General features: G+C 41.8%; 10 protein-coding genes and 2 pseudogenes. 1 reads left to right on the top strand and 11 read right to left on the bottom strand.

All coding sequences use genetic code 11. The features are described 5' to 3' along the window. Nucleotides 1–238: 238 nt before the first annotated feature. The 6 genes from ezrA to QM867_RS04170 form a co-directional block, all read right to left on the bottom strand. Nucleotides 239–1,966, bottom strand: a complete 1,728-nt coding sequence (ezrA, locus tag QM867_RS04195; RefSeq protein WP_414315223.1) for a septation ring formation regulator EzrA — start codon at nucleotides 1,964–1,966, stop codon at nucleotides 239–241. Nucleotides 1,967–2,047: 81 nt separating this feature from the next. Then, nucleotides 2,048–3,994: a DNA topoisomerase (ATP-hydrolyzing) subunit B gene (gene gyrB, locus QM867_RS04190; RefSeq protein WP_075231564.1), complete on the bottom strand. Its 1,947-nt coding sequence runs from the start codon at nucleotides 3,992–3,994 to the stop codon at nucleotides 2,048–2,050. A gap of 29 nt (nucleotides 3,995–4,023) precedes the next feature. Beyond that, nucleotides 4,024–4,587, bottom strand: coding sequence for an HAD family hydrolase (locus tag QM867_RS04185; RefSeq protein WP_075231575.1), 564 nt, complete (start codon nucleotides 4,585–4,587; stop codon nucleotides 4,024–4,026). A gap of 105 nt (nucleotides 4,588–4,692) precedes the next feature. Further along, a complete protein-coding gene (locus tag QM867_RS04180; protein WP_075231563.1) occupies nucleotides 4,693–5,244 on the bottom strand; it encodes a DJ-1 family glyoxalase III in 552 nt (183 codons plus the stop codon). Nucleotides 5,245–5,254: 10 nt separating this feature from the next. Then, entirely contained in the window at nucleotides 5,255–6,478 is a 1,224-nt protein-coding gene (locus tag QM867_RS04175) for an FtsW/RodA/SpoVE family cell cycle protein (RefSeq protein ID WP_075231562.1), read from the bottom strand. A 32-nt stretch (nucleotides 6,479–6,510) separates the two neighbouring features. Further along, nucleotides 6,511–8,964 (bottom strand): bifunctional DnaQ family exonuclease/ATP-dependent helicase, encoded by a 2,454-nt coding sequence (locus QM867_RS04170; protein ID WP_414315222.1) that lies wholly within the window; start codon nucleotides 8,962–8,964, stop codon nucleotides 6,511–6,513. Nucleotides 8,965–9,082: 118 nt separating this feature from the next. Between QM867_RS04170 and QM867_RS04165 the strand changes: the two genes are divergently transcribed. After that, on the top strand, nucleotides 9,083–9,268 hold the full coding sequence (locus tag QM867_RS04165) for a hypothetical protein (protein WP_075230421.1): 186 nt from the start codon (nucleotides 9,083–9,085) through the stop codon (nucleotides 9,266–9,268). A gap of 23 nt (nucleotides 9,269–9,291) precedes the next feature. Here QM867_RS04165 and QM867_RS04160 read toward each other — a convergent pair whose 3' ends face one another. The 5 genes and pseudogenes from QM867_RS04160 to QM867_RS04140 form a co-directional block, all read right to left on the bottom strand. Then, a complete protein-coding gene (locus QM867_RS04160; RefSeq protein ID WP_414315221.1) occupies nucleotides 9,292–10,140 on the bottom strand; it encodes an NAD(P)H-hydrate dehydratase in 849 nt (282 codons plus the stop codon). A gap of 11 nt (nucleotides 10,141–10,151) precedes the next feature. Next, a complete protein-coding gene (locus QM867_RS04155; protein WP_414315220.1) occupies nucleotides 10,152–10,973 on the bottom strand; it encodes a phosphate ABC transporter ATPase in 822 nt (273 codons plus the stop codon). 278 nt (nucleotides 10,974–11,251) lie between these two features. Beyond that, nucleotides 11,252–16,591: pseudogene (locus tag QM867_RS04150) on the bottom strand (SIALI-17 repeat-containing surface protein); the annotation flags it as partial. Nucleotides 16,592–16,870: 279 nt separating this feature from the next. Then, nucleotides 16,871–16,939, bottom strand: a pseudogene (locus QM867_RS04145) (YSIRK-type signal peptide-containing protein); the annotation flags it as partial. A gap of 170 nt (nucleotides 16,940–17,109) precedes the next feature. Beyond that, nucleotides 17,110–25,599 carry an SIALI-17 repeat-containing surface protein gene (locus QM867_RS04140; RefSeq protein ID WP_414315219.1) on the bottom strand — a complete coding sequence of 2,830 codons (8,490 nt, stop codon included), beginning with the start codon at nucleotides 25,597–25,599 and terminating at the stop codon, nucleotides 17,110–17,112. Nucleotides 25,600–25,732: the final 133 nt, after the last annotated feature.

Below are 25,732 nucleotides of genomic sequence, written 5' to 3'. Positions count from 1 at the left end.
TATAATTTCAATGATAAATAGGAAAATGTCCATTTTTTAAGAAAAGAAAGGTAAAAGAAAGAGGTTGGGACAAAAGATCCCGACCTCACTTTTTATTAGCAATCAAACTTTGACGCGGTAGCTGATTGGACTTTTTGTTCGTCTTTTAGACTCCAAAAACTCCTAATCATCTTCGCGGGGCTGGGACTACGAAATCGAGACTTTGTCTATCGATTTCTGTCCCACCGCCTTTTCTTAATTAAAATCGAATGATTTCTCTTGTTTTTTCATATGAGGAAACAAAGCGATTTGTTACCCCTGGTTCAGCAACTTCCAAAGCTTGGGAAATCTTTTCGAAAGATGCTTGATAATCAAAGGCATTTTCAAAGATTTCTAAAGATTCGTGGAAGGCTTGTTGAATCCCTTCATCAAATGATCTGTAGCGGTTAGAGTATTGAAGTAATTGTTCAGTCAAGGTAGCATGTTGTACGATGCTGTATGTTTCTGTTTCCAGAATTTCCATATCGTGAGTTGCAATTTCTAAAATACGGTTGACAGACTCAATGTTGACTTGCGACTGTTCTAACTCTGCCATCAAGTCTTCGGTACTGTGGCTAGCTGCAAAGAACAATTTCAAGAAGCTCTGTGGGATTCCTGGAAGATTTCTCTTTTCCATGTAGCGCTTGATCGTGTGGAGGCGATTGACGTAAACATTTGCCTTTTGACGAGCATTAACATCGTCTTTTTCAATTTGCACCAGACGTTCGCTCACTGAAACTTGATCATCTTCAATTTCTTTTAATGTAGCTTGAACATTTTCTAAACGTTCTTCCAATACAGAGTAAGCTTCTGAATATTCCTCTTGTTCTGAAGTCAAATCACTAACTGTAACTTCTAGGGAATCCAAATCCACTTGAAGACGACGGACGTGATTGACATCACTCTCAGACATCAAGTAAGTTTTGCTCAAGCGTTCAATATCTTTTACCAAGACCTGATTGTTGTCTTTTAAGTGGTCAAGATAGGTTGGAAGTGTTGACAACAAGTTTTCAACAACCTTTTGAGAAGCAATCTCTCGTGTGAAAATATTATAGAGAGCATTGATTTCTTCTTGAATCTGAGTGTTTTCATATTCAGCATTATCCAATTCCAATTTTTTAATATTTTCTTGGTTATTTTTCAATGCTTCATACAACAACTGCAAACGTGATTCAATGTCAGTTTCTACAAAGTGATAGTTGGCATCAAGCAACTTACGATAGCCAACCTCCAGATCTTCAAGTTGATCAGGGAGTTCTGTCGTTAGTTTAGTAACAATTGCTGGAATTCTCTCTACGATATGTGTCAAAGCGAGAATATGGTTTTCAGCATTATCCAAAATTCCTGCTGCTTCAACTGGATCTCCTGAAGAGTTTAGCGTCACAAATTGAGAAAATTCAGATTGGATGTTCTCCAATTGTTTTTCAATTTCAGGAAGTGCTTGACCATATTTCTCAGAATCTTCTGCGACTGTTTTCTGCAGGCTTTCAAATAAATCTAAAGCATGCAAGACACGACCACTATTTTTTGATTCTTGTTTTTCTAGATCTGCCAAAGCATTTCGAATGGAAGCAATATCTTCTTCGATAAGGGTAATTTGGCTTTCAATTTGATCAATTTTGTGTTGAGCTTTCAAGAAGCGAAATGAATTATTGTACCCTTCTGCTTCAAACAGATTATTCTCAATATCTGCAAATGAGTTGAGGGATAGGTCTACCCATTTTTGGTTCCACTCTCTAAATGCAATCTGACTTTGACCAATCAGATGCATATTCTTAACAGCTTCAACTTCATCGTTAACTGGAAGGTTATACAACTCTTCCTTTCTTCCTTCTAGTACTGCGAGCCTCTTTTCATTTCGTTTGCGTAACAAAATCGCTACAACATAAGCAATGATCAGAAGAGTCGCGATTACAATCATAATAATAATCAACAGATTATCAGACATATCAAACTCCTTTTTATACTTGAAACAATTGTAATGATTATATCATATTTTTCAAACCATGGGAACTATTTCCAAATTTTTTTAAACGTCAAGCGTACTGTAAACAGCATTTTCTTCAATAAATTCTCGACGTGGTTCTACGCGGTCGCCCATGAGCATATCAAAGATTTTATCTGCTTCTGCAGCATCATCAACTGATACACGCGCCATGAGACGATGTTCTGGGTTCATAGTTGTTTCCCAAAGTTGATGGTCATCCATTTCTCCAAGACCTTTATAACGCTGAATAGTTGGTTTTGAACGTCCTTCACTATAGCGAGCTAAGGCTTCCTGTAGACGGATTTCTTGATCTGCTCCAGGTTGGATGTATTCTTTAATTTCACTGCCGACCTTAACACCGTAAATTGGTGGTTGAGCGATATAAACATAACCTGCTTCTAAAACGGGTTTCATATAACGATAAATCAAGGTTAACAAGAGAGTACGGATGTGAGCTCCATCGACATCGGCATCCGTCATGATAACGAGTTTTTGGTAACGGGCCTTGCTGACATCAAATTCGGCACCAAAGCCTGTTCCCATAGCTGTGAAAAGGCTACGGATTTCTTCATTGGCAAGGATTTTATCCATGCTGGCCTTTTCAACGTTGAGGATTTTACCGCGAATCGGTAAAATCGCTTGGAATTCACGGTCACGACCAGACTTTGCAGAACCTCCCGCTGAATCTCCTTCGACGATGAAAAGTTCAGTTTCAGCTGGATTATTTGAAGAACAGTCTGCTAATTTCCCTGGAAGGTTTGAAATTTCTAAACCTGACTTCTTACGGGTAACTTCACGCGCACGTTTGGCTGCCACACGCGCCTTAGCTGCCAGAATCCCTTTTTCAACAATCCGCTTAGCAATCTGTGGATTTTCCATTAGGAAGTCTGAAAATGCTTCACTAAAGAGGCGATTAGTAATCTTGACAACTTCGCTATTTCCAAGCTTGGTCTTTGTTTGTCCTTCAAACTGTGGGTTTGGATGTTTAACAGAGATAACGGCTGTCAATCCTTCGCGGACATCCTCACCTGTAAGGTTATCCTCGTTATCTTTCAGCAATTTGTTTTTACGAGCGTAGTCATTGATAACACGAGTTAAGGCTGTACGGAAACCTTGCTCATGTGTTCCACCTTCATGGGTATGAATATTGTTGGCGAAACTCATGACATTTTCGTGGTAACCTGTTGTATACTGCATCGCAACTTCGACTGTGATGTCATCCATTTCACCATCTGTGTAGATTGGTGTATCAAAGATAACATCCTTGTTTTCGTTTATGTACTCAACGTAGCTCGCAATCCCACCTTCGTAGTGGTAGTTTTTTGTTTGTTCAAGTCCCTCACGTTTGTCAGTGATGGAAATTTGAAGGCCACGGTTCAAAAAGGCTAGCTCCTGGATCCGCTTGTTTAATTTATCAAAATCAAAAGTTGTTGTTTCTGTAAAAATCTCTGGGTCTGGCGTGAAGTGTACGGTTGTACCTGTTTTATCTGTATCTCCAATCACCTCAAGGTCAGCAACAACATGTCCACGACGATATTCTTGGTAATGGATTTTCCCGTTTTTATGAACACGAACATCCAACTGAGTTGAGAGGGCATTTACAACCGATGAACCTACACCGTGGAGTCCACCTGAAACCTTGTAACCGCCACCGCCAAATTTACCTCCAGCGTGAAGAACGGTAAAGACAGTTTCAACGGCAGGGCGACCTGTCTTTTCTTGAATATCAACAGGGATACCACGTCCATCATCAACAACCGTAATAGAGTCATCTGGCTCAATAAAGACCTGAATATGACTAGCAAATCCCGCCAAGGCCTCATCGATAGAGTTATCAACGATTTCCCAGACTAGGTGGTGAAGACCTTCTTTTGAAGTCGATCCGATATACATTCCAGGACGCATACGAACGGCTTCCAGACCTTCCAAAACTTGAATCTGACTGGCATCATAATCCTGTGCCTGTTGGTTTTTGATTTCTTCTGTCATTTTTTCCCTTTTTCTTTTTTTCCTTTTTCTTACATGTCTAATACTTGTCTCAATGTCACGATATTTTTAAAGAGATGCGTCGCTAAGCCTGCTGCCTGTCCAGCTTCAATGTCTATAGGTCGATCACCAATAACGATACCAGAACTAATCTTATACTTATCTCGCAAATAGATCATAGACTCTGGATTTGGTTTTCTCTTGAAACCAGAACTAGCTGTTACTACTTCTGTAAAATAGCTAGCAATACCCGTCTTTTCAAGGATATCCAAAACTTGGTCATTGCGATGCGAAACCAAAAAGTTCCGTCCTCCCTGATCTGAGATTTCCTCCAATAAAGCAGGTACTCCCTCAAACAAGGCAGGATGTTCAAGCTCTCGCGCTTCATTTTCCTTATATTTTTCTAAAAAATGCTCTATTGTTGGGGCAAATTGGTCAATCGCAAAAGCAGTTGACACTTTCAAGGCATTGTAAACTTTATCATGTTCTTCTTCGATTCCAAATTGAGCTAATGTTTCCACAAAAGCCGCGGTCGAAGTCTCATAATTATCAAGTAAAGTTCCACCTAAATCCCAGATGTAATCGTGATATTTCATACCCTTCATTATAGCATTTTTTTATGAAAAAAGCGACGATTTCCTTCTATTTTAACAGTAAAAAACGAGAAGAATCCCCTAATTGATAGATTCCTCTCGTTTTAGTTAATCTAATCCAAACACATCACGATAAAGCATAGCTTCTCTCAAACCATTTGCATCGCCACCAAGTTGTTCCACTAGGTTATAAGCAAAGGCAAGTGCAGTGGCTGGACCGCGACTAGTTGTTAACTGACCGTCGACAACAACTGTTTCCTTACGATAGTGACCATCAGCAATTTGCTCTTGAACACCATCGTAGCAGGTGAACTCTTTATCTTTAAGGAGACCAGCCCGATTCAGAACAATTGGTGCTGCACAGATGGCTGCTACTTTTTTACCGACTTGCTCAAATTTTTGAAGTTCAGCAATCAAAAGTTCATGATCGCGTAAATTTGCTGATCCTGGCATGCCCCCTGGTAAGACAATCATGTCGTAGTCAGATAAATCACCATCAAACACACGATCAGCTTGTACCTGAATGGCATGTGATCCCGTCACTTGGGCTTCAAAACCAACCATATGACAAGTAATATTAGCACGACGTAATACGTCCACAACTGTTAGGGCTTCGATTTCTTCAAAGCCATCTGCTAAGATAACTGCAACTTTAGCCATGATTTACTCCTTATTTAACTTTTTTCAAAACAACTTTCTTCCGTTTAAATCTTGTCTTACCGCTCTTTTCATCGGCTAGATGCGTTTGATAACTCATAGATAGAAGCAGACCGACACCAATCAGATTACTGATAATGGCTGATCCCCCTTGGGAAATGAACGGCAAAGGAATCCCTGTCAGAGGTAGTAGGCCTGTCACCGCCCCAATATTTTCAAAAATATGGAACAAGAGCATCATAATAAATCCAGTTGAAATGTAGGTATAAAATTGGTTATTGGACTTCAGAGTGATTTTTAACATTCGATAGATCAGTAGGAGATAAAGTGTAATTACAAGGACAGAGCCGATAAAACCAAAATCTTCTGCAATAACTGTAAAAATCATATCACTCTCACGAACGGGAATAAGGAGATTGGATACATTAAATCCTTGACCAAACAGACCTCCACTACCGATGGCGATTTGCCCTTGGGCCTGTTGATAGGTGGTCGTTTGTGCATAATCAAATGGATTGAGCCAGGCAAGGATACGGTTAATCTGATAGGTTGGCATCCCGATTTGATGTATGAAAGCACGCCCATCTTTTGTGATGAAAATTGCCAAAAATCCTGCAATTCCCGATACAGCTGTTACAAAAATTGGAATGATGATTTTCCATGATACCCCAGAAAGCAAGACCAGTCCCGCAAAGATTGCGACAAAGACCAAGGCCGTTCCTAAGTCACTCTGCAGGGCCAGTAAACCTAAGACTGGTAGCGTGAAGATAATCATCCACAGTATCAAGAGGAAGTCTAAAGGAATCGTTCGTTCACTTTCCTTGTGTTTCTGTGTGAATTGAACAATGACCCGAGCCAAGATCAAAATATAGGAAATTTTCATAAATTCAGAAGGCTGGAAAAGTGTCACTCCACCGATTGACACCCAGTTTTTTGCCCCTGTTGCTGCGACCAAACTAGGGTTGTAGAAAACCAAGGGTAAGACCATGAGGACTAGACCTAGGGCGTAGAGATAGGGAGTCGCCTGCCATAAAAATTTTGTATTAAAGAACATGACTACAAAGCTGATAACAATTCCCAAGACAATCCAAGCTAGTTGCTGACCGAGAATAGGCCAGATATTATGTGGATAGTCATGGCTAACAGCAATGTAAATAGCTACCACTCCAATCACCAGCAAACAGAATACTGGTAGAATCAAACTATAATCGACTCGAGAGTCGAGAGAACGTTTCATAAAGGTCTCCTTCATTCTTTCAGATGTTTATTTTATTTTTTGTGTAAAAATTCTTGAACTTTTGAGAATATTTGCTCTTTGCCAACTTCTCTGACTCGACTAGTCTGTGACAAGGCCTTGCCAATCTGCTTTCCATATCGCTTGCTTGTCATTCGGCTATCCAAGATCAGGACAGAGGAGCGTTGTCCAAGACGACGCATGGTTCTACCTATCGCTTGTTTGAGGCGAACAATAGCCATTGGCAGTTGATAGTCATAGAAAGGATTTTTCCCTTCAAGACGCAGTTCCTGATTCATTTTTTTCGTAAAGGGATCTTCTGGATTTTGGAAGGGCAGCCGTGTCACCACTTCAATCACTCGAGGGTGAGTTGCAAAATCAACTCCCTCCCAAAAACTTCCTGTCCCTAGTAAGAGTTGAGAGTCTCCTCTTTCAAATCGTTTCTTGAGTTGAGCAGGATCTCCGTTCTTATACTGGGCTAAATGAGAAAGAGATAAAGAATCTGATACCTGCAACAAAAGGTCTTTTGAAGTGAATAAAACGAGCATGGGCTCTTCAAGGTAAGACAAATCTTCCAGCACTTCTACAAGAGCATGAGCATAGTCTTCTTGAGAGGTTTCAGTCACCAACGGAAAATCCTTAACAACCAAAATTTCTTGATTTTCTTGAAAATTCTCATCCAGTCTGTCAAAGGCTGCATGCGGGAATCCCATTAGTTCTGGTAAAGTTACTCTGCTACTAATTTCCAAGGTTGCGGAGACAGCTAAGAGTTGACAACTCTCTGGAAAGATTTCCGAAAAGAGCAGACGTTGATTGCGACTGGAAGAAATGACAACCTTCTTGCTAGACAAGTCTGAGGCTGATAACCAAAATTCTCCATCAGTACAGAAAAATCGCTGATAATCTTGGAAACTTTGAACTTCTAACTCTGAGAAATCCTGTTGGAGTTGTGCCATGGTTGTCGCAGGGCACATTCTACGCTTACCAGATAGGAACTGATCCATCAAGTGACAAAGCTCAAAGCGAATACTCTCCATCAAGCGTCTTTGAAGCGTCCCTTTTTCTCGAACTAAGGCTTGATCTAGCTGGTCTACTATGTCGTTTAAAACGAAACTCTTCTGTAAAAGATTTTCCAAAGTTAGTAAGATCTTCTGGGCCTCATCCAAAATCAAGAGACGGCCCTCTAGTAGACTGGGATCATCCTCAAGTCGGGTAACGAGATAAGCATGATTTGTCACAAGTAGCTGGCAAGAGCGAGCTTTTTTCTGCCCCCGTCTCCAAAAATCCTCTAACCAAAAGAGAGAAGCTTTGGGAAGATTCCCATCATGCACCAAGTTTGGTAAAAACTGCTGGTAACGGTAAAGCTGTCCAATCTCATCTAAATCTCCAGTTTCTGTTTCAGTCAACCAAACTAGGAGTTGCATCTTGAAACGTGTGTATAAGCGATTGGACTCTTCTTCCTCTAATGCATGATGAAAGGCATCTAGTTTTAAATAATTCTGTGGTCCTTTAAGATTATGAATCGAAAGGTGAAAGACCTCTTCCAATCTACGAGCCTCTTCTTGCATCACTTGATTTTGTAGAACTTTAGTAGGAACACTGAGGAGAATTCCCTCACTATGTTCCAGTGACAAAGCAGGCAGAAGGTAGCCATAGGTTTTCCCAATTCCAGTCTGAGCTTGCACAAAGGCAAGCTTCTCTTTCTGTAGAAAAGCTTGAACCTTTTGAGCAAAGCTAGCTTGCGAGGCTCTATCTTCCAAATCCAACAAGGCAATATTGGTTTGGAAATCTTTAGATAGTTTACGTGGAGAAAGGTCTGGCTTTTCTTTTCTTAAAAATAAACCTTGCACCTCTACCAAGTCATGTTCAACTAGGATGGACTGCTTCTGATAAACTTCCTCGATGACCAGATAAGACTCATATAAAAGACCACCTGACAAACTTAACAAGCGCTCCAATAAGCCTTTTGGCAGTTGAAACATTTTTTGACGCATACAGAGAAAGAGCTCTGCTGTGGCTTGGGCATCTGATAGGGCAGTATGGGCTTGTTCTAGAGGAATTCCTAACTCTTGACAGAGAATTCCCAGATTATATTTTTCAAGTTGAGGATAAAATACCTGAGCCAACTCGACTGTATCGATACGGGGAGTGCGCAATTCATAGCCTTCGAAAAAGAGGAATTCTGCCAACAAATTAGCATCGAACTGGACATTGTGCGCAACAAAAACACCGTCCTTGACCAAGTCAAAAATTTTTCCAGCCACCTGAGAAAACTCCGGTGCCTCTGCCAGTCGCTGATCGGTCAATCCCGTTAATTCTTTGATATGAGAATCCAAGGGTTCGTGGGGATTGACATCCGTTGCAAATTGGTCAACAATCTCGCCATTTTCAATGACCACGATGCCTACCTGGATAATTTTTGCCTTGCTTCCGGTACTGGTCGCCTCTAAATCCACGACCACGTACCGATCATTTCTAAAATTCATCATTAAAAATTATATCAAAATTTACACAATTTGACATCCATGAACTTTATTGAAAGGGTCAAGTTTCTTGCAAGTTTTTCTAAAAAATGATTGAATAGAAGGGTAGAAAGGGAGGGACATCATGAACCCATTAGATTTGTTTAATCAAGTAAAAGAGCTAATCGAGAAAAAAGATTTGGCTGCTGCAAAAACCTTTGTCGAAGAAAACAAGGACCAACTCGGTGAATACCTTAGTCAGGCTCAAAGTTTGATTTCAGGATCAGAAGGAATCGGTAATCTTGTTGATAAGGTCAAAGGCCTCTTCTAATCCTTAAAAGGCACCTGAAAACCTCAGGTGTCTTTTTGTATCTTCTTCATAAAGGCTGGAATCTGTTGACTAATCATGGTTGGCAAGACTACATAGTTGTCTTCAGCTAGTTCTTGGGCAATTGCTGAGTGTAGATAGGTCGCTACAGTCACTCTTTCATAGAGACTTGCTTGGGTAAATTGGCCTGCAAAGCCAGCGATCATCCCAGCCAGAGTATCCCCCATGCCGCCAGTCGCCTGATAAGGGCCACCAACACTCAACTGATAACAATCAACTTGTCCAGCTTGCCAGATTCGAGTAGCTGGACCTTTTTGGACTAAAATCGTTCCTGAAGGAAAGCTCTTCAAAGCCTCTCCTGTTTCCTCGGTTCCATGGGAATCCAAATCTAAGCCTGACAAGACTTGCCATTCCCTTTGGTGAGGAGTTAAAACAAGCTGACCTTTAGGAAATTTCATTCCCGTCTTAGCAAAAATGGATAAGGCACCACCATCCAGTATGAGAGTCTGGTCTTGATTTGAATGATGAAAGACTGTTTGGAGAAGCTCTTCTCCACGCTCATCATCCACTAGTCCAGGTCCGACCAAGACAACACTTGCTTTCTGTAACTGTTGCTCCAGTAATTGCTTATCATCAAGGTCAAAAGCCATAGCCTCCGGCAGATGGCTATGCAGAGCTGGAATATTCTCTTTATCCGTTGCTACTGTCACCAAGCCTGCACCGCTTCTAACCGCCCCTAAAGCAGCCATAATAATCGCTCCCCCATAGGGATAAGTCCCTCCAATCAAGAGAAGACGCCCATAGTCTCCCTTATGACTAGAACGAGAACGCTCGATGATCACTTTTTTCAATAGAGCTTGATCAATCTCTTTCATACACTACTCCTTCACTTCAACTTATCCTTACTATTTAGTACTTGATTAACCTTGGTATTCCAAGCCTGTAACCCTTCTCCCTCATAGTCTAGGTAAATCACTCTATCTTGTAATTGACAAGGAATCAAACCTTCAAAACAAGCCTTATCTTTTGAAGGAATAACACACAAATGAAGAAAGGTATCCAAATCTAAACTATCTCTTACCTTCGCAACATGATAGCCATCAAAGATATAACCTGGTGCTTGAATTAATTCTTCATACAGAAAATGAAAACTAACGCCAGGAATGAACTTTTCTTGCAATTCCTCTTCAGAAGGTGCCCTTCCTAACAAACGCTCCATAGCGAGTCGGTAACCCGAAGTCGTATTAGACCATCCGAACATGATATAGTCAAAATAGTCTGCTGGATCAGAAGCTGCATTACGACTATCTGTAACTATCTCAGCCCCACTTTTACCAAATACTTTTACCGCCGACATGAGTTTTCCAGTCTGAAAAATAGCCTGACCCACCTCAACTGTACAAGTATGACTACAATAATTTGAAGTAACCAACTTCCTCTGGATATCATAGGTAGAAGCTACAAGGCGATGACTTGGTCTGTAGGGAGGAAAAAAGCTATGCTCTTGCAAGTAATCATGAATTTGTATTTTTAATTCAAGATTCTCACATTCCACAATGGTCTGACGATGATGGTCCTGTTCATAAGCAATAAACTTTGCTAGCTTCTCCAATTCCCATTCTTGAATCTGAGGATAGTTTTCAAGAGCAAATTGATACATCCCATCCCACTGGAGACTATAATCTGCATTACAAACTTTTACAATCATGGTCCTTCTCCTCACATTCTCTTACTTCAATTATACACCTCACTACCCAATTAATAAAGAGTGTGGGACAGAAATCGGTAATTCGTTAGAATTCGATTTCACCGTCCCACCTCCGCACAGTTGAGCAGGGCTGTAAAAGCTGATGAAATCAGCGTAGTAGAACCCACTCAACCACTGCGTCTTGCTCGACAATCCAAAGACAATCGAGAGGCTAGGACTTTTGTCCCAGCCTCTTCTTTTATAATGGTTAGCTTTTTAAGAGCTGGAAGTTATCAGCCTTATTTTTCTTTACGTTTAACAGTTAGTAGAGCCACTGATAAAACAAGACTGAGGCTTGCTAGGAAGGCAGCTGTATCAGATTGAGTTTCACCTGTTTCTGGAAGTCTTGCTGCACTTGCTTTTCCTGGATTATTTCCAGAAACCTCTCCATGAGCTAATTCTACTGGTTCTTGATTTTGTTCTTTATAGACAATCGCATAAAGTCCTAGATCTTTGGTGACAAATTCAACTGTGTCACCTACTAACGTTACCTTTTGAACCTGCAAGCCTTGATCTAAGCTCATGTGATAAACCTCTTGAACCTGACCCTTGACTGGCAATCTCACTAGAACTGCACCTTTTGGATCAACCATTTGGTTATCTTTATCCAGCAATTTCACTTGATAAGCATCGTAGTGTTTACCAGCTAATTCTTGGCGTAGAACCTTTTGAACTTGAAGCTTGAGATTAGCATCCAAGTCTTGAGATAGTCCTGCTACCAGAACTCCAGTTTCCTTATCAGATAAGATTTGAACCTCTGCAGCTGGTTTTTCCACACTTGGAGCTGGCTCATTTCCCACTGTAGCCAATGTTCCTGTGTATTCTGGCAACTCGTTCTTGGCTGCTTCCACAGCATTAACGCTACCTGTAAATTCTGGAACTTCGTTCTTAGCGGCTTCTACTGCATTGACACCACCTTCAAATTCTGGGACTTCTACCACTGGAGCTGGATCGTCACCTACCGTCCCGATTGCTTCTGTGTATTCTGGCAACTCATGCTTAGCTGCTTCTACAGCATTAACACCGCCCTCAAATTCTGGGACTTCTACTACTGGTGCTGGCTCGTCACCTGCTGTACCAATTTCATCTGTGCATTCTGGCAACTCATGCTTAGCGGCTTCCACAGCATTGACGCCACCTGTAAATTCTGGGACTTCTACTACTGGAGCTGGTTCGTCGCCTACTGTGCCGATTGCTTCTGTGTATTCTGGCAACTCATGCTTTGCTGCTTCTACTGCATTAACACCGCCCTCAAATTCTGGCACTTCTACTACCGGAGCTGGATCATCGCCTACTGTGCCGATTGCATCTGTGTACTCTGGCAACTCATGCTTAGCGGCTTCTACTGCATTGACACCACCCTTGAATTCTGGGACTTCTACTACTGGAGCTGGCTCATCACCTGCTGTGCCAACTGCCTCTGTGTATTCTGGCAACTCGTTTTTAGCGGCTTCTACTGCATTGACGCCGCCCTCAAATTCTGGGACTTCTACTACCGGAGCTGGTTCGTCTCCTTTACTTGTTGTCGGTGCTGGATCGTCTACCACTTCTTGATAGAAGGTAGTCATTTCGTAGAACTCTGGTTCTCCACCTTCCCAAGAAACTTTTACATCGAGAATCCGTGGATTTTTTCCTGAAAGGGTAAAGGTTTGGAAACTTGATCTGACTTCACCCAAGTTTTTCCATACTGATTCACCAGCATCATTCAAGGTACGAACTTGGACATTTACTTTTGCACCTTCTGGCAAGTCAGCAATCAAGCGAACATGATTGACCTTGGTTTCTTCAGATAAATGATAAACAAGCTCTCCTTTATCTTCAGTAGCTGCATAGCTTGTCAATACATTACCGTCAGTCATATTTTTCTTCAGGTTATCCGCTTCTTCGCTACCAGTTCCTGTCACTGTAGGATTATTTTCAGGATTGATAAATTCACCATCATTGATCACGATTTCGCTAAATCCTACAAAACGAGCATTATAATCCGCTGTAAAGAGAACACGCATGAACTTAGCAGTTACTGGTTGATCCAGAACACCTTCGATATAACGGTTGCCTGGGTTGGCAGAATCATGTGTCCAGCCGTCGGTCAAGGAATTATCACGAATTTCATTTTCCACACCATCTCCGACTGTTACAACATCCGTCCAATTCTTACCATCTTCACTGACTTGAATCTTTCCATCACGCAAATAATTACGCTGAGCATCCTGAATATAGGCACGAATCTTCTTGATGTGACGAGTTGTGCCAAGTTTCATGACAATTTCCCCGTTTTTACGTTGGTAATCAGAAAATTCTACAAAATTATTAAAGTCTCCATCAAATAGTTGACCAAGGTTGTGTACGCGACGAACATCATTAGCACCATAATATTGGTGAATACCCATAGTGGTTGATAAGAGTTCAGTTGGATCCACTTCTTTTGTCTTAACGACTAATTTTCCAGTAGGAAGCGCTTGGTCCTTACCTGTCTTGTTCACGATGCGTACATAGCGCACCAAGGCGTGTTCTGGAAGTTGGTCAGCGGTCAGCCATTCTACTTCATTTGCTGAATATTCCAGTGTCAAACCTGTTTCACCTGCACCTTCAAGTGCAATAGATTCCGCTTCATGGAGACGGTCCAATTTCAAGCCAAGGTATCCATTTGCTGGAAGATGACTCCCTTGAGGTAAGGTCATTTCATAACGACCACGGCTGTCCACTACTGGCGTTTCCTTCAAGCTGTCGACATTGGTGACGGTCAAATCAGTATTTGGTGTATCGACATCAACCGTAAAGTTCGCAATTCTCCACCATTTGCTGAGAACTTGTGTATTACGGACACGAACGTATTGGGCTGTGAAGTCTTGACTAATATCTGAAATTCGATCCCCAGCTAAGGTCTGAAGTGTCTTCCAGTTTGTACCGTCTGTAGAATATTCGATGACACCAGCTGCTAGTTTGTCACCTTCCCCTTGAACTAGATGAACATGTTTCACTTTCTTAGCTCCACCCAAGTCCATTTGAACCCAAGCATTTTCTGGAGTCACATTCGTTTGATTAGCATGAGCCATCATGGATTCGGTGTTATCTTTGCCATCTTGCATTTGAAGTACACTGGTTCCATACTTGTAAACTAAGTTTGGACTTAGGGTAATGGTTCCTTTTACCTTCTTGCTTCCAAGTTCGAGCGGTCTATTGACAGCAATCTCACGCATGGCAAGCCAAGCATTATCTTTTTTAGCAGTGGCACGCATACGAACTGCTTGTGCCGTAATATCAAGATTAGTAAATTCAAGCGTACGTTCTCTACCTGTGTAGGCTGGACTTGTGAGTGCTACCCAGTCGCCCTGTTCGTTTTGATACTCGACAAGGGCATTTCCGAAGGTATAATTATCGGCTGTCTTTGTTCCTGTAGCAAAACCTAGCGTATGAACCTTAATGGCTTTATTGAAACGAAGACCTACATAATCATCTCGTTCAATAACGGTTGTCGTCTTGACAATCGCATGAGTATCCAAGTCGCCATCTGTTACTTCTGCAAGACCTCCTTCAATCCCCGCACGGTTGGTAATAAAGGTGGTCACAAGTTTATCAGGATGCAGCATAGTCTGGATATGCGTAGCCAAGTATTCCTTTAAGTTATTGATAAATGGACGAATATGTTGCACTCCAAACTCTGCCCGTTCATAATGGTCTACATAGAAGAAGGAATAACTAATGGACTGATCGTAATACTTAACCCCAGCATAATAATGCTCCCAAACCTTAGCATCATTCTTTTCAGCCAGACCTTCTGTCGCTGTCAGCAAAGCTTCTAAAGCATCCATCTGATCCACTGTATTGTCTAACCAGTAGTGGATTTGGTCAATAAGCTTCTTGTCCCCTTTTTCTTTCAGAAGGAGGGCGTCAGCCTTCAAGTTTGCAAAGATATCCTTTAATTCTTTTCTCTCTGCATCTACATTTTGACCAGTCTTCAATTTGTTATAAAAGTCTGTCAATTTAGGTGCAAGCTCAACAGATTCTTCCAATTTTGTGACATGTGGAGGGCGGTTTTGGTTGCGCATATGCTTACCAAGTTCACGAAAGGCTTTTGATACATCACTTTCCTCAAAATTTCCATTGACCACATAGTTAAAGGCCATATCATTGATTCTTTCAGCTTCTTCCGCACTTCTCCATTGTTTCCAACCATACTGAGCCACATCAAAGAGGGCTACCTTTGAAGCTTCGGATTGTTGCATCGGATTTAGCATGATGCCCTGCGCCAAGGACAAATCAACATTGGGATGTAAGAATTTTTCACCACCACCCAGAATCAAGTGTTGCTTGGTATTATCATTACAAGGCCAGTTGATCCAGAAATGAATCGGACGATACTTCTTGCCACCTTCTGTCAAATTCTTCTTCAAATTTGTTAGGAAGGTTTGGTCAACTGCACCCCAAACTTTTCCTCCTGTTAGAGTTAAATGGACCGTTTCTGGAAGGCGTTCGTTGAGCGTACGAAGTTCATCTTCTGTCCCTTGTCCCATATACCAGGCTGGAACGAAAATCATATCTTTACGAAGGCCACTGTATTTTGTTTCTTGTTCAGTTAGCCAATTTGTCAGGTCAGTCATTAACCGAACATAACTATTGTAGCCACCAACAGGCCAGGCCGCATCATCAGCTAGAACCCCAAATTCACGCACACCTGCATCCAGCAATTGGGTGAATTTCGCTTTAATGACATCTAAATCTTGTTTATATAATTCATCCGTGTCAAAACGCATCTTGTTATGCATAAATGGATGGATGGTCCATACATAGCGAGTCTTTGTTTCATTCCCCACACGAGCTAGATCACGAATCTTTGCCATTTTTTCTTCTGGATAGAGTTCACGCCATTTAGCATTGTGATAGGGATCGTCTTTTGGCGCAAAAAAGTACTGAGTTAGCTTTAAGTCGCCACCATAGCGCATCAACTCCTCACGGTTTTCCTTAGTCCAAGGATTTCCATAATAGCCTTCGATAAAGCCACGATTCTTCACTTCTGCATAGTCTTCTACTGTCACATCGCGAAGAACTGGGACAGGACTCTCCTTCAGCATCTGTTTCAAGGTTGTTAGTCCAAAGAAGACAGCATCCGTATCCTTTCCAACGATCGAAATTTTATTGTCCTTCACGCGCAAGACATAGGCATCAATTTTATCGTATAGACCAGACGAAATATCTTGGACATCTTTTTCTGCCAGAGGAGCTTTCCCACGCACTCCAAGGAAAATGTTGGTCGCCCCTTCTGTAGCTTTTGTACTGGTAGTGTAAGACACATTACTAGCTTGGAGAACTTCTTTGGCACGGTTACGTGTATAAATATCTAAGCCATCGCTAAAGACAAGATTTACCTTTCCTTCTAGAGCAGTGACGCCATCGCCATAAGTAACCTTTTGAGGTCTTGGAAATACCGTATATTCTTTTTTAGCTACTTGAGATTTTGCAGCATCAATTTCTGCTTTACTTGCAGGTTTATCCGTCGTGAATGTATCAGCTTTTTCCACCGTTCCATTTACTTCAGCTGGTTTCGTAGGTTCTGTTACTGCATTGGTCTCAGTAGGAGCTACTTCTGTAGAAGCATTTTCTACGGTGGTACTTTTCTCCTCTACTGTAGAATTTTTAGTTTCTACTGGTTTTGAAGAAGTTTCTTCGAGAACTTGGGACTTAGCCACTTTAGTCTCTGAAACAAAGTCTGCCTCTGCACTTTTAATAGCGCCTGCCAATTCTGGTGATAACTTATCCTCTGGTGGAAGCTGTGTAAGACTTGTTTCTGCTTCTAGTGCGGGCTCTGTCTCTGCAGCTTGTACCATACTGGCTCCAAAGATACTCGCGCCAACCATAACTGAAGCTGCTCCTATTGCAAATTTTCGAATGCTATAATGACAACGTTTCTCAAAAAATTGATGATCCATCTTTCTTCTATTCCTTTCCTCCAACCACTCATCTAAGCGGTTTCATCCCTATTTAAAAAAATGGAGAGAACCTAGAGGTCCTCTCCATATGGTTGTAGCATTTTTCCATCCTATCCACTGGGATAGTCCAAGTATTTCTACAATCAATCAGCAATGTAGAGTTCCAAACTCTATTTTTCTTTACGTTTAACAGTTAGTAGAGCTACTGATAAAACAAGACTGAGACTTGCTAGGAAGGCAGCTGTATCAGATCGACTTTCACCTGTTTCTGGAAGTCTTGCTGCACTTGCTTTTCCTGGATTATTTCCAGAAACCTCCCCATGAGCTTGTTCTACTGGTTCTTGGTTTTGTTCTTTATAGACAATCGCATAAAGTCCTAGATCTTTGGTGACAAATTCAACTGTGTCACCTACAAGCGTCACCTTTTGAACCTGCAAGCCTTGATCTAAGCTCATGTGATAAACTCCTTGAACCTGACCCTTGACTGGCAATCTCACTAGAACTGCACCTTTTGGATCAACCATTTGGTTATCTTTATCTAGCAATTTCACTTGATAAGCATCGTATTGCTTACCAGCTAATTCTTGGCGTAGAACCTTTTGAACTTGAAGCTTGAGATTAGCATCCAAGTCTTGAGATAGCCCTGCTACCAGAACTCCAGTTTCCTTATCAGATAAGATTTGAACCTCTGCAGTTGGTTTTTCCACACTTGGGGCTGGTTCGTCGCCTACTGTACCGATTGCTTCTGTGTATTCTGGTAACTCGTTTTTAGCGGCTTCTACTGCATTGACGCCACCATCAAATTCTGGGATTTCTACTACTGGAGCTGGCTCATCGCCTACTGTGCCGATTGCTTCTGTGTATTCTGGCAACTCGTTTTTAGCTGCTTCCACAGCATTAACGCTACCTGTAAATTCTGGGACTTCTACTACCGGAGCTGGTTCGTCGCCTACTGTGCCGATTGCTTCTGTGTATTCTGGCAACTCATGCTTAGCGGCTTCTACTGCATTGACGCCACCATCAAATTCTGGAATTTCTACTACCGGAGCTGGTTCGTCGCCTACTGTGCCGATTGCTTCTGTGTACTCTGGCAACTCATTTTTAGCGGCTTCTACTGCATTGACACCACCTTCAAATTCTGGCACTTCTACTACTGGAGCTGGTTCGTTGCCTACTGTGCCGATTGCTTCTGTGTATTCTGGCAACTCGTTTTTAGCGGCTTCTACTGCATTGACTCCGCCCTCAAATTCTGGCACTTCTACTACAGGAGCTGGTTCGTCGCCTACTGTGCCGATTGCTTCTGTGTATTCTGGCAATTCATTCTTAGCGGCTTCTAGAGCATTGACGCCACCTGTAAATTCTGGGACTTCATTCTTAGCTGCCTCTACTGCATTGACACCACCCTTGAATTCTGGGATTTCTACTACTGGAGCTGGCTCATCGCCTACTGTGCCAACTGCCTCTGTGTATTCTGGCAACTCGTTTTTAGCGGCTTCTATTGCATTGACGCCGCCCTCAAATTCTGGCACTTCTACTACTGGAGCTGGCTCATCGCCTACTGTGCCAACTGCCTCTGTGTATTCTGGCAACTCGTTTTTAGCGGCTTCTACTGCATTGACGCCACCATCAAATTCTGGGACTTCTACCACTGGAGCTGGTTCGTCGCCTACTGTACCAAGTGTATCTGTGTATTCTGGCAACTCATGCTTAGAAGCCTCTACTGCATTGACGCCACCCTCAAATTCTGGGATTTCTACGACTGGGGCTGGCTCGTCGCCTGCTGTCCCGATCGCTCCTGTGTATTCTGGCAATTCATGCCTGGCAGCTTCAGCAGCATTGACGCCGCCCTCAAATTCTGGAACTTCTACGACTGGAGCTGGCTCGTCACCTGCTGTCCCAATTGCTTCTGTGTATTCTGGCAACTCATGCTTGGCAGCTTCAGCAGCATTGACGCCGCCCTCAAATTCTGGAACTTCTACGACTGGAGCTGGCTCGTCACCTTTGCTAGTAGTAATGACAGGTTTGACCTTAACTTCAACAATTCGATCTTGCGCCTCAGTCGTATCTGTATGAACAGTTGTACGGTTAGATCCTAAGACTTCAACATAATCAACTCTTTCACCGTTCTTACCTTCTGAGATTACACGACGTTCATCTTGATCTAAATCATTGTTTTCACGTATGATTTCTTTAAATAGAATTGGAGTCTTCACAACTTCTAGACTTGGTCGTTCGAGAACAGGACTTTGGTCGCCTTCTTCAGGAACTATACGGTGACTAGGTTTGAAGTGAATACGATATTCCTTGACAAGACTACCATCCTTAGCAAGAAGACGGACAAGAGTAGGAAGGTTATCCTGACTAGACTCAACAACCGTTGTCACACCGTGACCACTTGCTTGAGCAGTCACCTGTGGTTTAGTTCCATTTAAGTTCACTGTATAATCTGAAACCTCAGGATCAAAATTTTCCAATGCTTTTCCAGCAACCGAAATAGTCACTGAAGGAGTTTCCACATCGTTTGCTTTAGCAGGAGAGTAAGCACTAAACTCAACCATTGCTAGACCATTAGTTGTCGATTTACGAGTCATGCGTGCTCGAATAGCTGTTGTCTGAATTGGATCAAAGGTAAATTCGATTGGCTTACCAGCCACGATTTCTCCAGACGCCTTATAAGGAATTTCTTGCCAGTTCTCTGCCTTGTTAAATGGATGATCCGCATTCTCTTCATAGCGAGAAATAGTGCTTGGTTCTGTATAGGCAGGCCCAACATATCTTTCTAATACCATTGTCGCTGGTGCGTCTGTTCCACTGTCCTTAAAGAACTGAATAGCTACTTTTCCAACAGACTGAGGTGTAATCTGACCATTCTTCTTAAAGAGAATTCCCACAGATGTTTCTTGATCTTTCGGAGTACGAGACCAGTTAGTCCAACGTCCATCTTCGTTAAAGTGACCATCGTTGATATAGAAAATTTTATCCCGAGAAGCTGCTTGTGTATCATTTGTAGTAGATGCAAAGGCTTTAGAATCTGTCGCATTATTGCTTGCATTTTCTGAGATAACTTGATTACCTTTTGTAACAACTGTTACTTGCATCTTGGTTGTTAAGTCTGTTCCTAGAACATGACCAAGCACTTCAAAGTTACCTTCTTGGGCAGTCGCATGTTCTGGAACTGCATCCCATTGGACAGCAAGGTTAGCTTTAACCCAGCCAGTCTGTGATGGATAGTAGACCGTTACTTCGGCAGGCAATTGAAGTTGATCACCAACATTCAAGGTCTGAGCACTATTTTCCGTAGCTACTGGTTGTGTTGTTTCTTTTTCATCATCACGGAAGATGCGATATTCTTTCAAGATGGTTCCGTCTTCTGCTTTCAAGATAAGGCGTGTCGCACCTTTTTCACTTGTTGCAGGAACAACTGTCACCACACCGTTGTTGCTGGCTGTTGCAGTGATTTCCTTGCTTGCTTGAGGAATATAATAATCTGTCTTAGACGGATTGAAATGCTCAAGCTTCTTACCATCTACTTGGATAGAAATTTCTGAGCTGGTAGCACTTGGAACCTTACTTCCTAAAATAGTGATTTCTGTCAAACCGACACCAGCAGTTCCATCTGCTTTCTTCATACGCATACGAACAGCATAAGTTTCAACCTTATCAAATGTAAAGTGGTTTGTTTGACCTGCAGATAATTGTCCTGGAGCTTTGAGATGTTCAACTTCTTTCCAGTTGGCAGCATTGTTGAATGGATGGTTGGTATCACGTTGAGCATTATTGACATCATTTGGAAGATCTGGAACTTCTTGACCGACATAGTATTCAATAACATATTCTTTTGGAAGTCCGATTGCCCCGTCTGTATAGAAATCAACTGATAGATTGTCGACAAAGCGCTTGGTCAAATCACCAGAGTTACCAAACAAGATAGATGCCCAGTCATTATCAGTACCTGTTTGCCATGTAGTCCATCGATTCTTAACATCTGTACTGGCTCTTGAAACTGTCAAGTCGTTCAGGGTACTTGCCGAATCATCACCACCCGTATTGGATACAATAGCAGCTGGCAATTGAGAACCAGTCCACTGTTTAGAGATATTATTTCCAGCAACAACTTGACTAGAAACACGGACATGGGCCTTGGTAGTCAGATGGCTACCCACTAATTGACCCTTGATTTCATAGATACCTTCAGTCTGACTAAAGTTTTCAGGAACCTTGTCCCAAAGGACATCTTTATAGATAGTTGTTCCATTAGAATGATAAGCACGTATGTTAGCTGGCAATTGAACAGTTTCACCCTTAGGTAGTGTTAAACTGATTTCTTCTGCAACCTGCAAACCTTCTACAGTCACATTGGCAAGAGCCTCAATATCTGTACCTTCGACATGACCTTTAAGGGTAAAGCTATGATAGTAACCAAGTTCTTTGGCATCTACCTTGTCCCAAGTTACAGCTACCTTACGAGGCAAGCCCTTATCAAATTCTGCTCCGATTTGATCAGGCAGATTTGGTTGCTGATTGATATCTGTAGAGATAGAAACAGGATGTAGCTTGACAATTTTCTTGTCTACTGTATTTTCTTTTATCACAAGTTCAGTTGCTACAGACTGAGTCTTATCAGTTTGATTGTCAATACGAGGAGTGAGGGTTACACTACCTTTCTTGTAAAGAAGCAAGTTCTTACCATTCACCTCAAGATGTCCACCATCAGCTGACTTAGCTTCCAAATGGATATCTGACGCTGAAAATTCAGTCTGTGAACCATCCTCGTAATGCCCAATGACATGATAAGGGAGAACTTGGTCTTCTGTTGCAGTCTCTTTTCCTTCAACACTTACTTCCAAGCGTGTCAAGGCAGGCGCTTCTTTCACAAATTGAATCAAATAAGTTTGAACCAAATCGCCCTTCTGGTCACTCAAGAATACAGAAGCCTGATAATCATTAGCTGCTGAAGCTTGTTGAACAGTTACTTGGTAGCCAGTAGTTTGTGCACCAACATTTGGAATCTTAGCTGTATAAGGAAGGGATACTCGGTAGTAGGTCTTTCCAGGCTCAAAGTTTTCAAGAGACTTGTCACCAACCGTGAGACCTGTAACAGTACTTTCTGTTTCCTTATCACTTGCGATAAAGGTTGCTGTCACCTCGTAGTCATTTCCAACTAATTTACCAGTTGCTTCAGTACGTCCACCTTCTTTTGTCAAGGCAGATGGATCTTTCAAGGTCCAAGAAACGACATCCGCATCAACCAAGTTACCATCTGATAAAACAGCCGTAACAGTCTTGTCCAAATTTTCAACAGCTGTACCAACTGGGACAGTTGCTACTTTTGGCAACCACTTATCAAGCGCAACTACCTTGACAAGGGCTTCAGCCTTGGCTTCGAGTCCTTCCACACTACCAAGGACTTTTTTCTCACCAGCACTTGAAAGGAGATCTTCTGGGATGTCCCAAGTCACAGCTTTTTCTTCGACACTACCATCGCTATAAATAGCTGTCACAGTCTCTGGCAATTTAGGATCCTCGCTGACATCAGTTCTTGCCTTCACAGGGGCAAAAGCGACAAAATGGCGATTTTCTTTCTTGCCTGAAACGGTTGTGACTGTTGCATGATCAGAGGCTAAACCTGCAGAATCCGCATAAAGAGTGAATTTACCTTCTTTTTCAGTCGATTTAACGATGACAACACCTTTACCATTGAAGGCTTTTCTTTGCCATGTACCATCTTTCTGAGCCTTATAACGTTCACGGCTAGCTTGTTCCCCATTGTCCACACCAACGATTTGCCCTTGCCCATGAAGATTGAAATGAACAAGATTATTAGCAGTTGGCACAACATTACCGTCTTCATCAACGATTTCATAATGGATATAAGACAAATCTTTACCGTCTGCAGTGATGACATGCTCTTCCTTTGTGAGACGAACTCTAGCTGGCTCCCCTGATGTTGTCACACTATCACGCGCAATCTCTTTACCATTTTCATCACGAGCAATAGCAGTTAAGGTACCTGGTTTATAGTCCACCAACCACTCAAGATATAATTCACTTGGTTTAGCTCCCTCGTGATAAGGGCGACCATCTTCAGTTGTTTTCTTAACAAATTCTTTCTTACCGAGGGACTCATTGTTCAAGAACAATTCTACACTAGCGGCATTTGAGAAGGTCCGAACTGGAACCTTACCATTGATGAGCATATTACGTTCCTTGAGCGTTTCTTCAGTCCAATTCCAGTGAGGCATGATACGAACAGTTGGTTTTTCTTTGGCACTATACCATTCACTACGATAGAGATAGAAATCATTCTTAGGCAAGCCTGCCGTATCAATGATACCAAAATAAGAGCTTTTTACTGGTGTATTATCTTGGTTATGCCATGGTGTAGGTTCACCGATATAGTCAAAACCAGTCCAGATGAACTGACCTGCATAGCCAGCACGATCACGGTCAAAAGTCCAAGATTCAGTAGCTGTTCTACCCCAGGCTACACGGTCATTACCATAGTCTGATTGTTCATAGTGACGATTTGGGCGATTGTCGTGCCAGAGTAAATGAGCAGGATCAAAATAAGAATCACGAGTTCGAGTCGCTGAAGAGGTTTCAGAACCATAAATCAACCAATCTGGATGTTCCTTCCGAACAGCATCATAATTCCGTTCCCCATAGTTCATACCAACAGCATCCATGATTGCAGCTAATTCTAAGAACAAGCCGCTTGATCTACGACTGAATTTGTTTTCACCCATGGTCACATAGCGTTCTGTATCGATTGCTTTGATGATGGCTTTCAAACGCTTGGCTGTTTCTAGCGAACGCTCACCACCATCTGCTTCATCCACTTCGTTACCGAGGGACCACATAACGATAGATGGATTATTTTTATCTCGTTCTACCATGGTTCTGAGGTCAAAATCAGACCACTTTTCACCCTTCTTAGCTTCTGGGTGAGTTGCATCTTGGTCAAAGAAACGACCATAGTCATAAGTTTTCTTGCCACGATACCAAGTATCAAAGGCTTCTTCTTGGACCAAGAGTCCTAGACTAGCAGCAGCATCTAGCAACTGTGGACTTGCTGGATTGTGGGTTGTACGGATAGAGTTAACTCCCATATCTTTTAGGAGTTTTAATTTTCGGTAGGTTGCCTTATAGTTTTCTTCTGCCCCCAAGGCTCCATTATCATGGTGAATACTTACCCCATGGAATTTCATTCTCTCACCATTGAGAGAAAATCCTTCCTTAGCTGTCCAGTTAAAATAACGATAGCCAAAAGTATCTTCTGTTACATCAACTAGCTGACCTTCTTTATAAACCTTGGTTTTCAGAACATAGAGCTGAGGATGATAGCTTTTGGTTGTCCAGAGGGTTGGCTTATTAACCAAAATCGTTTGCTTAAAGTCAGCTGTCTCATTTCCTGCTAGGCTCTTAGTTACCGAACGAACCAAATCTGAAACAGCCTTACCTTCCTTAGTAAAAATCTGTTGCTCTACAAATACCTTGGCTAATGTCTTGGCAGTATTTTTGATCTTGCTTTGGATTTGTGTTTCAACATTGCCATCTTTTTGTTCAGCTAGTTTTGGAGTTGTAATATGATTTCCATTTTCAGCCACTTGTACCTTATCACGATAGCTTAAAGTCACATCGCGATAGATACCACTTCCTGAGTACCAACGACTACTTGGCTGTTTATTGGTAACTTGGACAGCAATGGTATTTTCACTACCATCTTTATTTAAAAATTCAGTAATATCGTATGAAAAATGATTGTAACCACTTGGATAATGACCTACAAATTTACCATTTACATAGACTTTGGAGTCCATGTAGACACCATCAAAGTTGATCCGAATATCCTTATCCTTAGCAGCTTCGTCAACCGTGAAGGTCTTACGATACCAGGCAGTACCCCCGTTTAATTGACCACCCTCATTTCGAGCAGGAGACTTGTGATCAAAATCAAAATAGATACTCCAGTCATGAGGAAGGTTCAACTTAGACCAGTCATGAACATCCACATCTTTCTTAGAAAAGTCACCTTGAGCGTTTAGTTTAAAATACCAGTCTTTGTTGAAATTTTGTTTTCTTTCTTCAAGGAGCTGATTTTCTTTTTCCTTCTCTTTTGTAGCTTGAGGTGATTCACTTGCAGAAGCTTTTTCTTCCTTGCTTTTATCGTCCGTTACAGATTTATTCTGGTTAGTTGTATCTGTATGTTCTTCTCGAACTACTGGCTTTTCAGCACTTGCTTCTGAAACTGTAGACTCTTTCTCATTCGCTTCAGCAGCAGGTTTTTCAGTTTTTTCAACTTTGTCTTCTTTAGGGCTGACTACTTCTGCTTCCTTTTCTACCTTAGGACTTGTTGTCTCAGTCACCTTTTCTTCAGTTGCTGGTTTTGTGGATTCAACAGTATCATTTTCTTCTTCAGTGGCAGAATCTTGTGGGCCATTTTGCTCAGCTTTTGCAATGGCTGCAGCAACCTCATCTGGAAGCTTATCTAAAGGTTGAACTTGATGAATCGTTTCCTCACTGGAACTTGCTGTTTCGGTTTCAGCTGCTTGAGCCACCTGAAGACCAAATATACTAGCTCCAATCATAACTGAAGCCGCACCAATGGCAAATTTACGAATACTATAATGACACCGTCTTTCAAAAAATCTCTTATCCATTATTGTTCCTTTCCAATGCTCTAGTAAGCGATTACATTTTACTCCAAAAAATAAACCTCCCTCTAGACGCTTACTTATTTTATCCATATAAATATTGATGCTTTTAATATATCAAAATAGTAGAGTTTTTTCA

Source organism: Streptococcus infantis (assembly GCF_047463635.1).
Lineage (GTDB): Bacteria > Bacillota > Bacilli > Lactobacillales > Streptococcaceae > Streptococcus > Streptococcus infantis_W.
The sequence above is the reverse complement of the archived record's forward strand: the minus strand, read 5'-3'. Positions and strand labels throughout refer to the sequence as shown.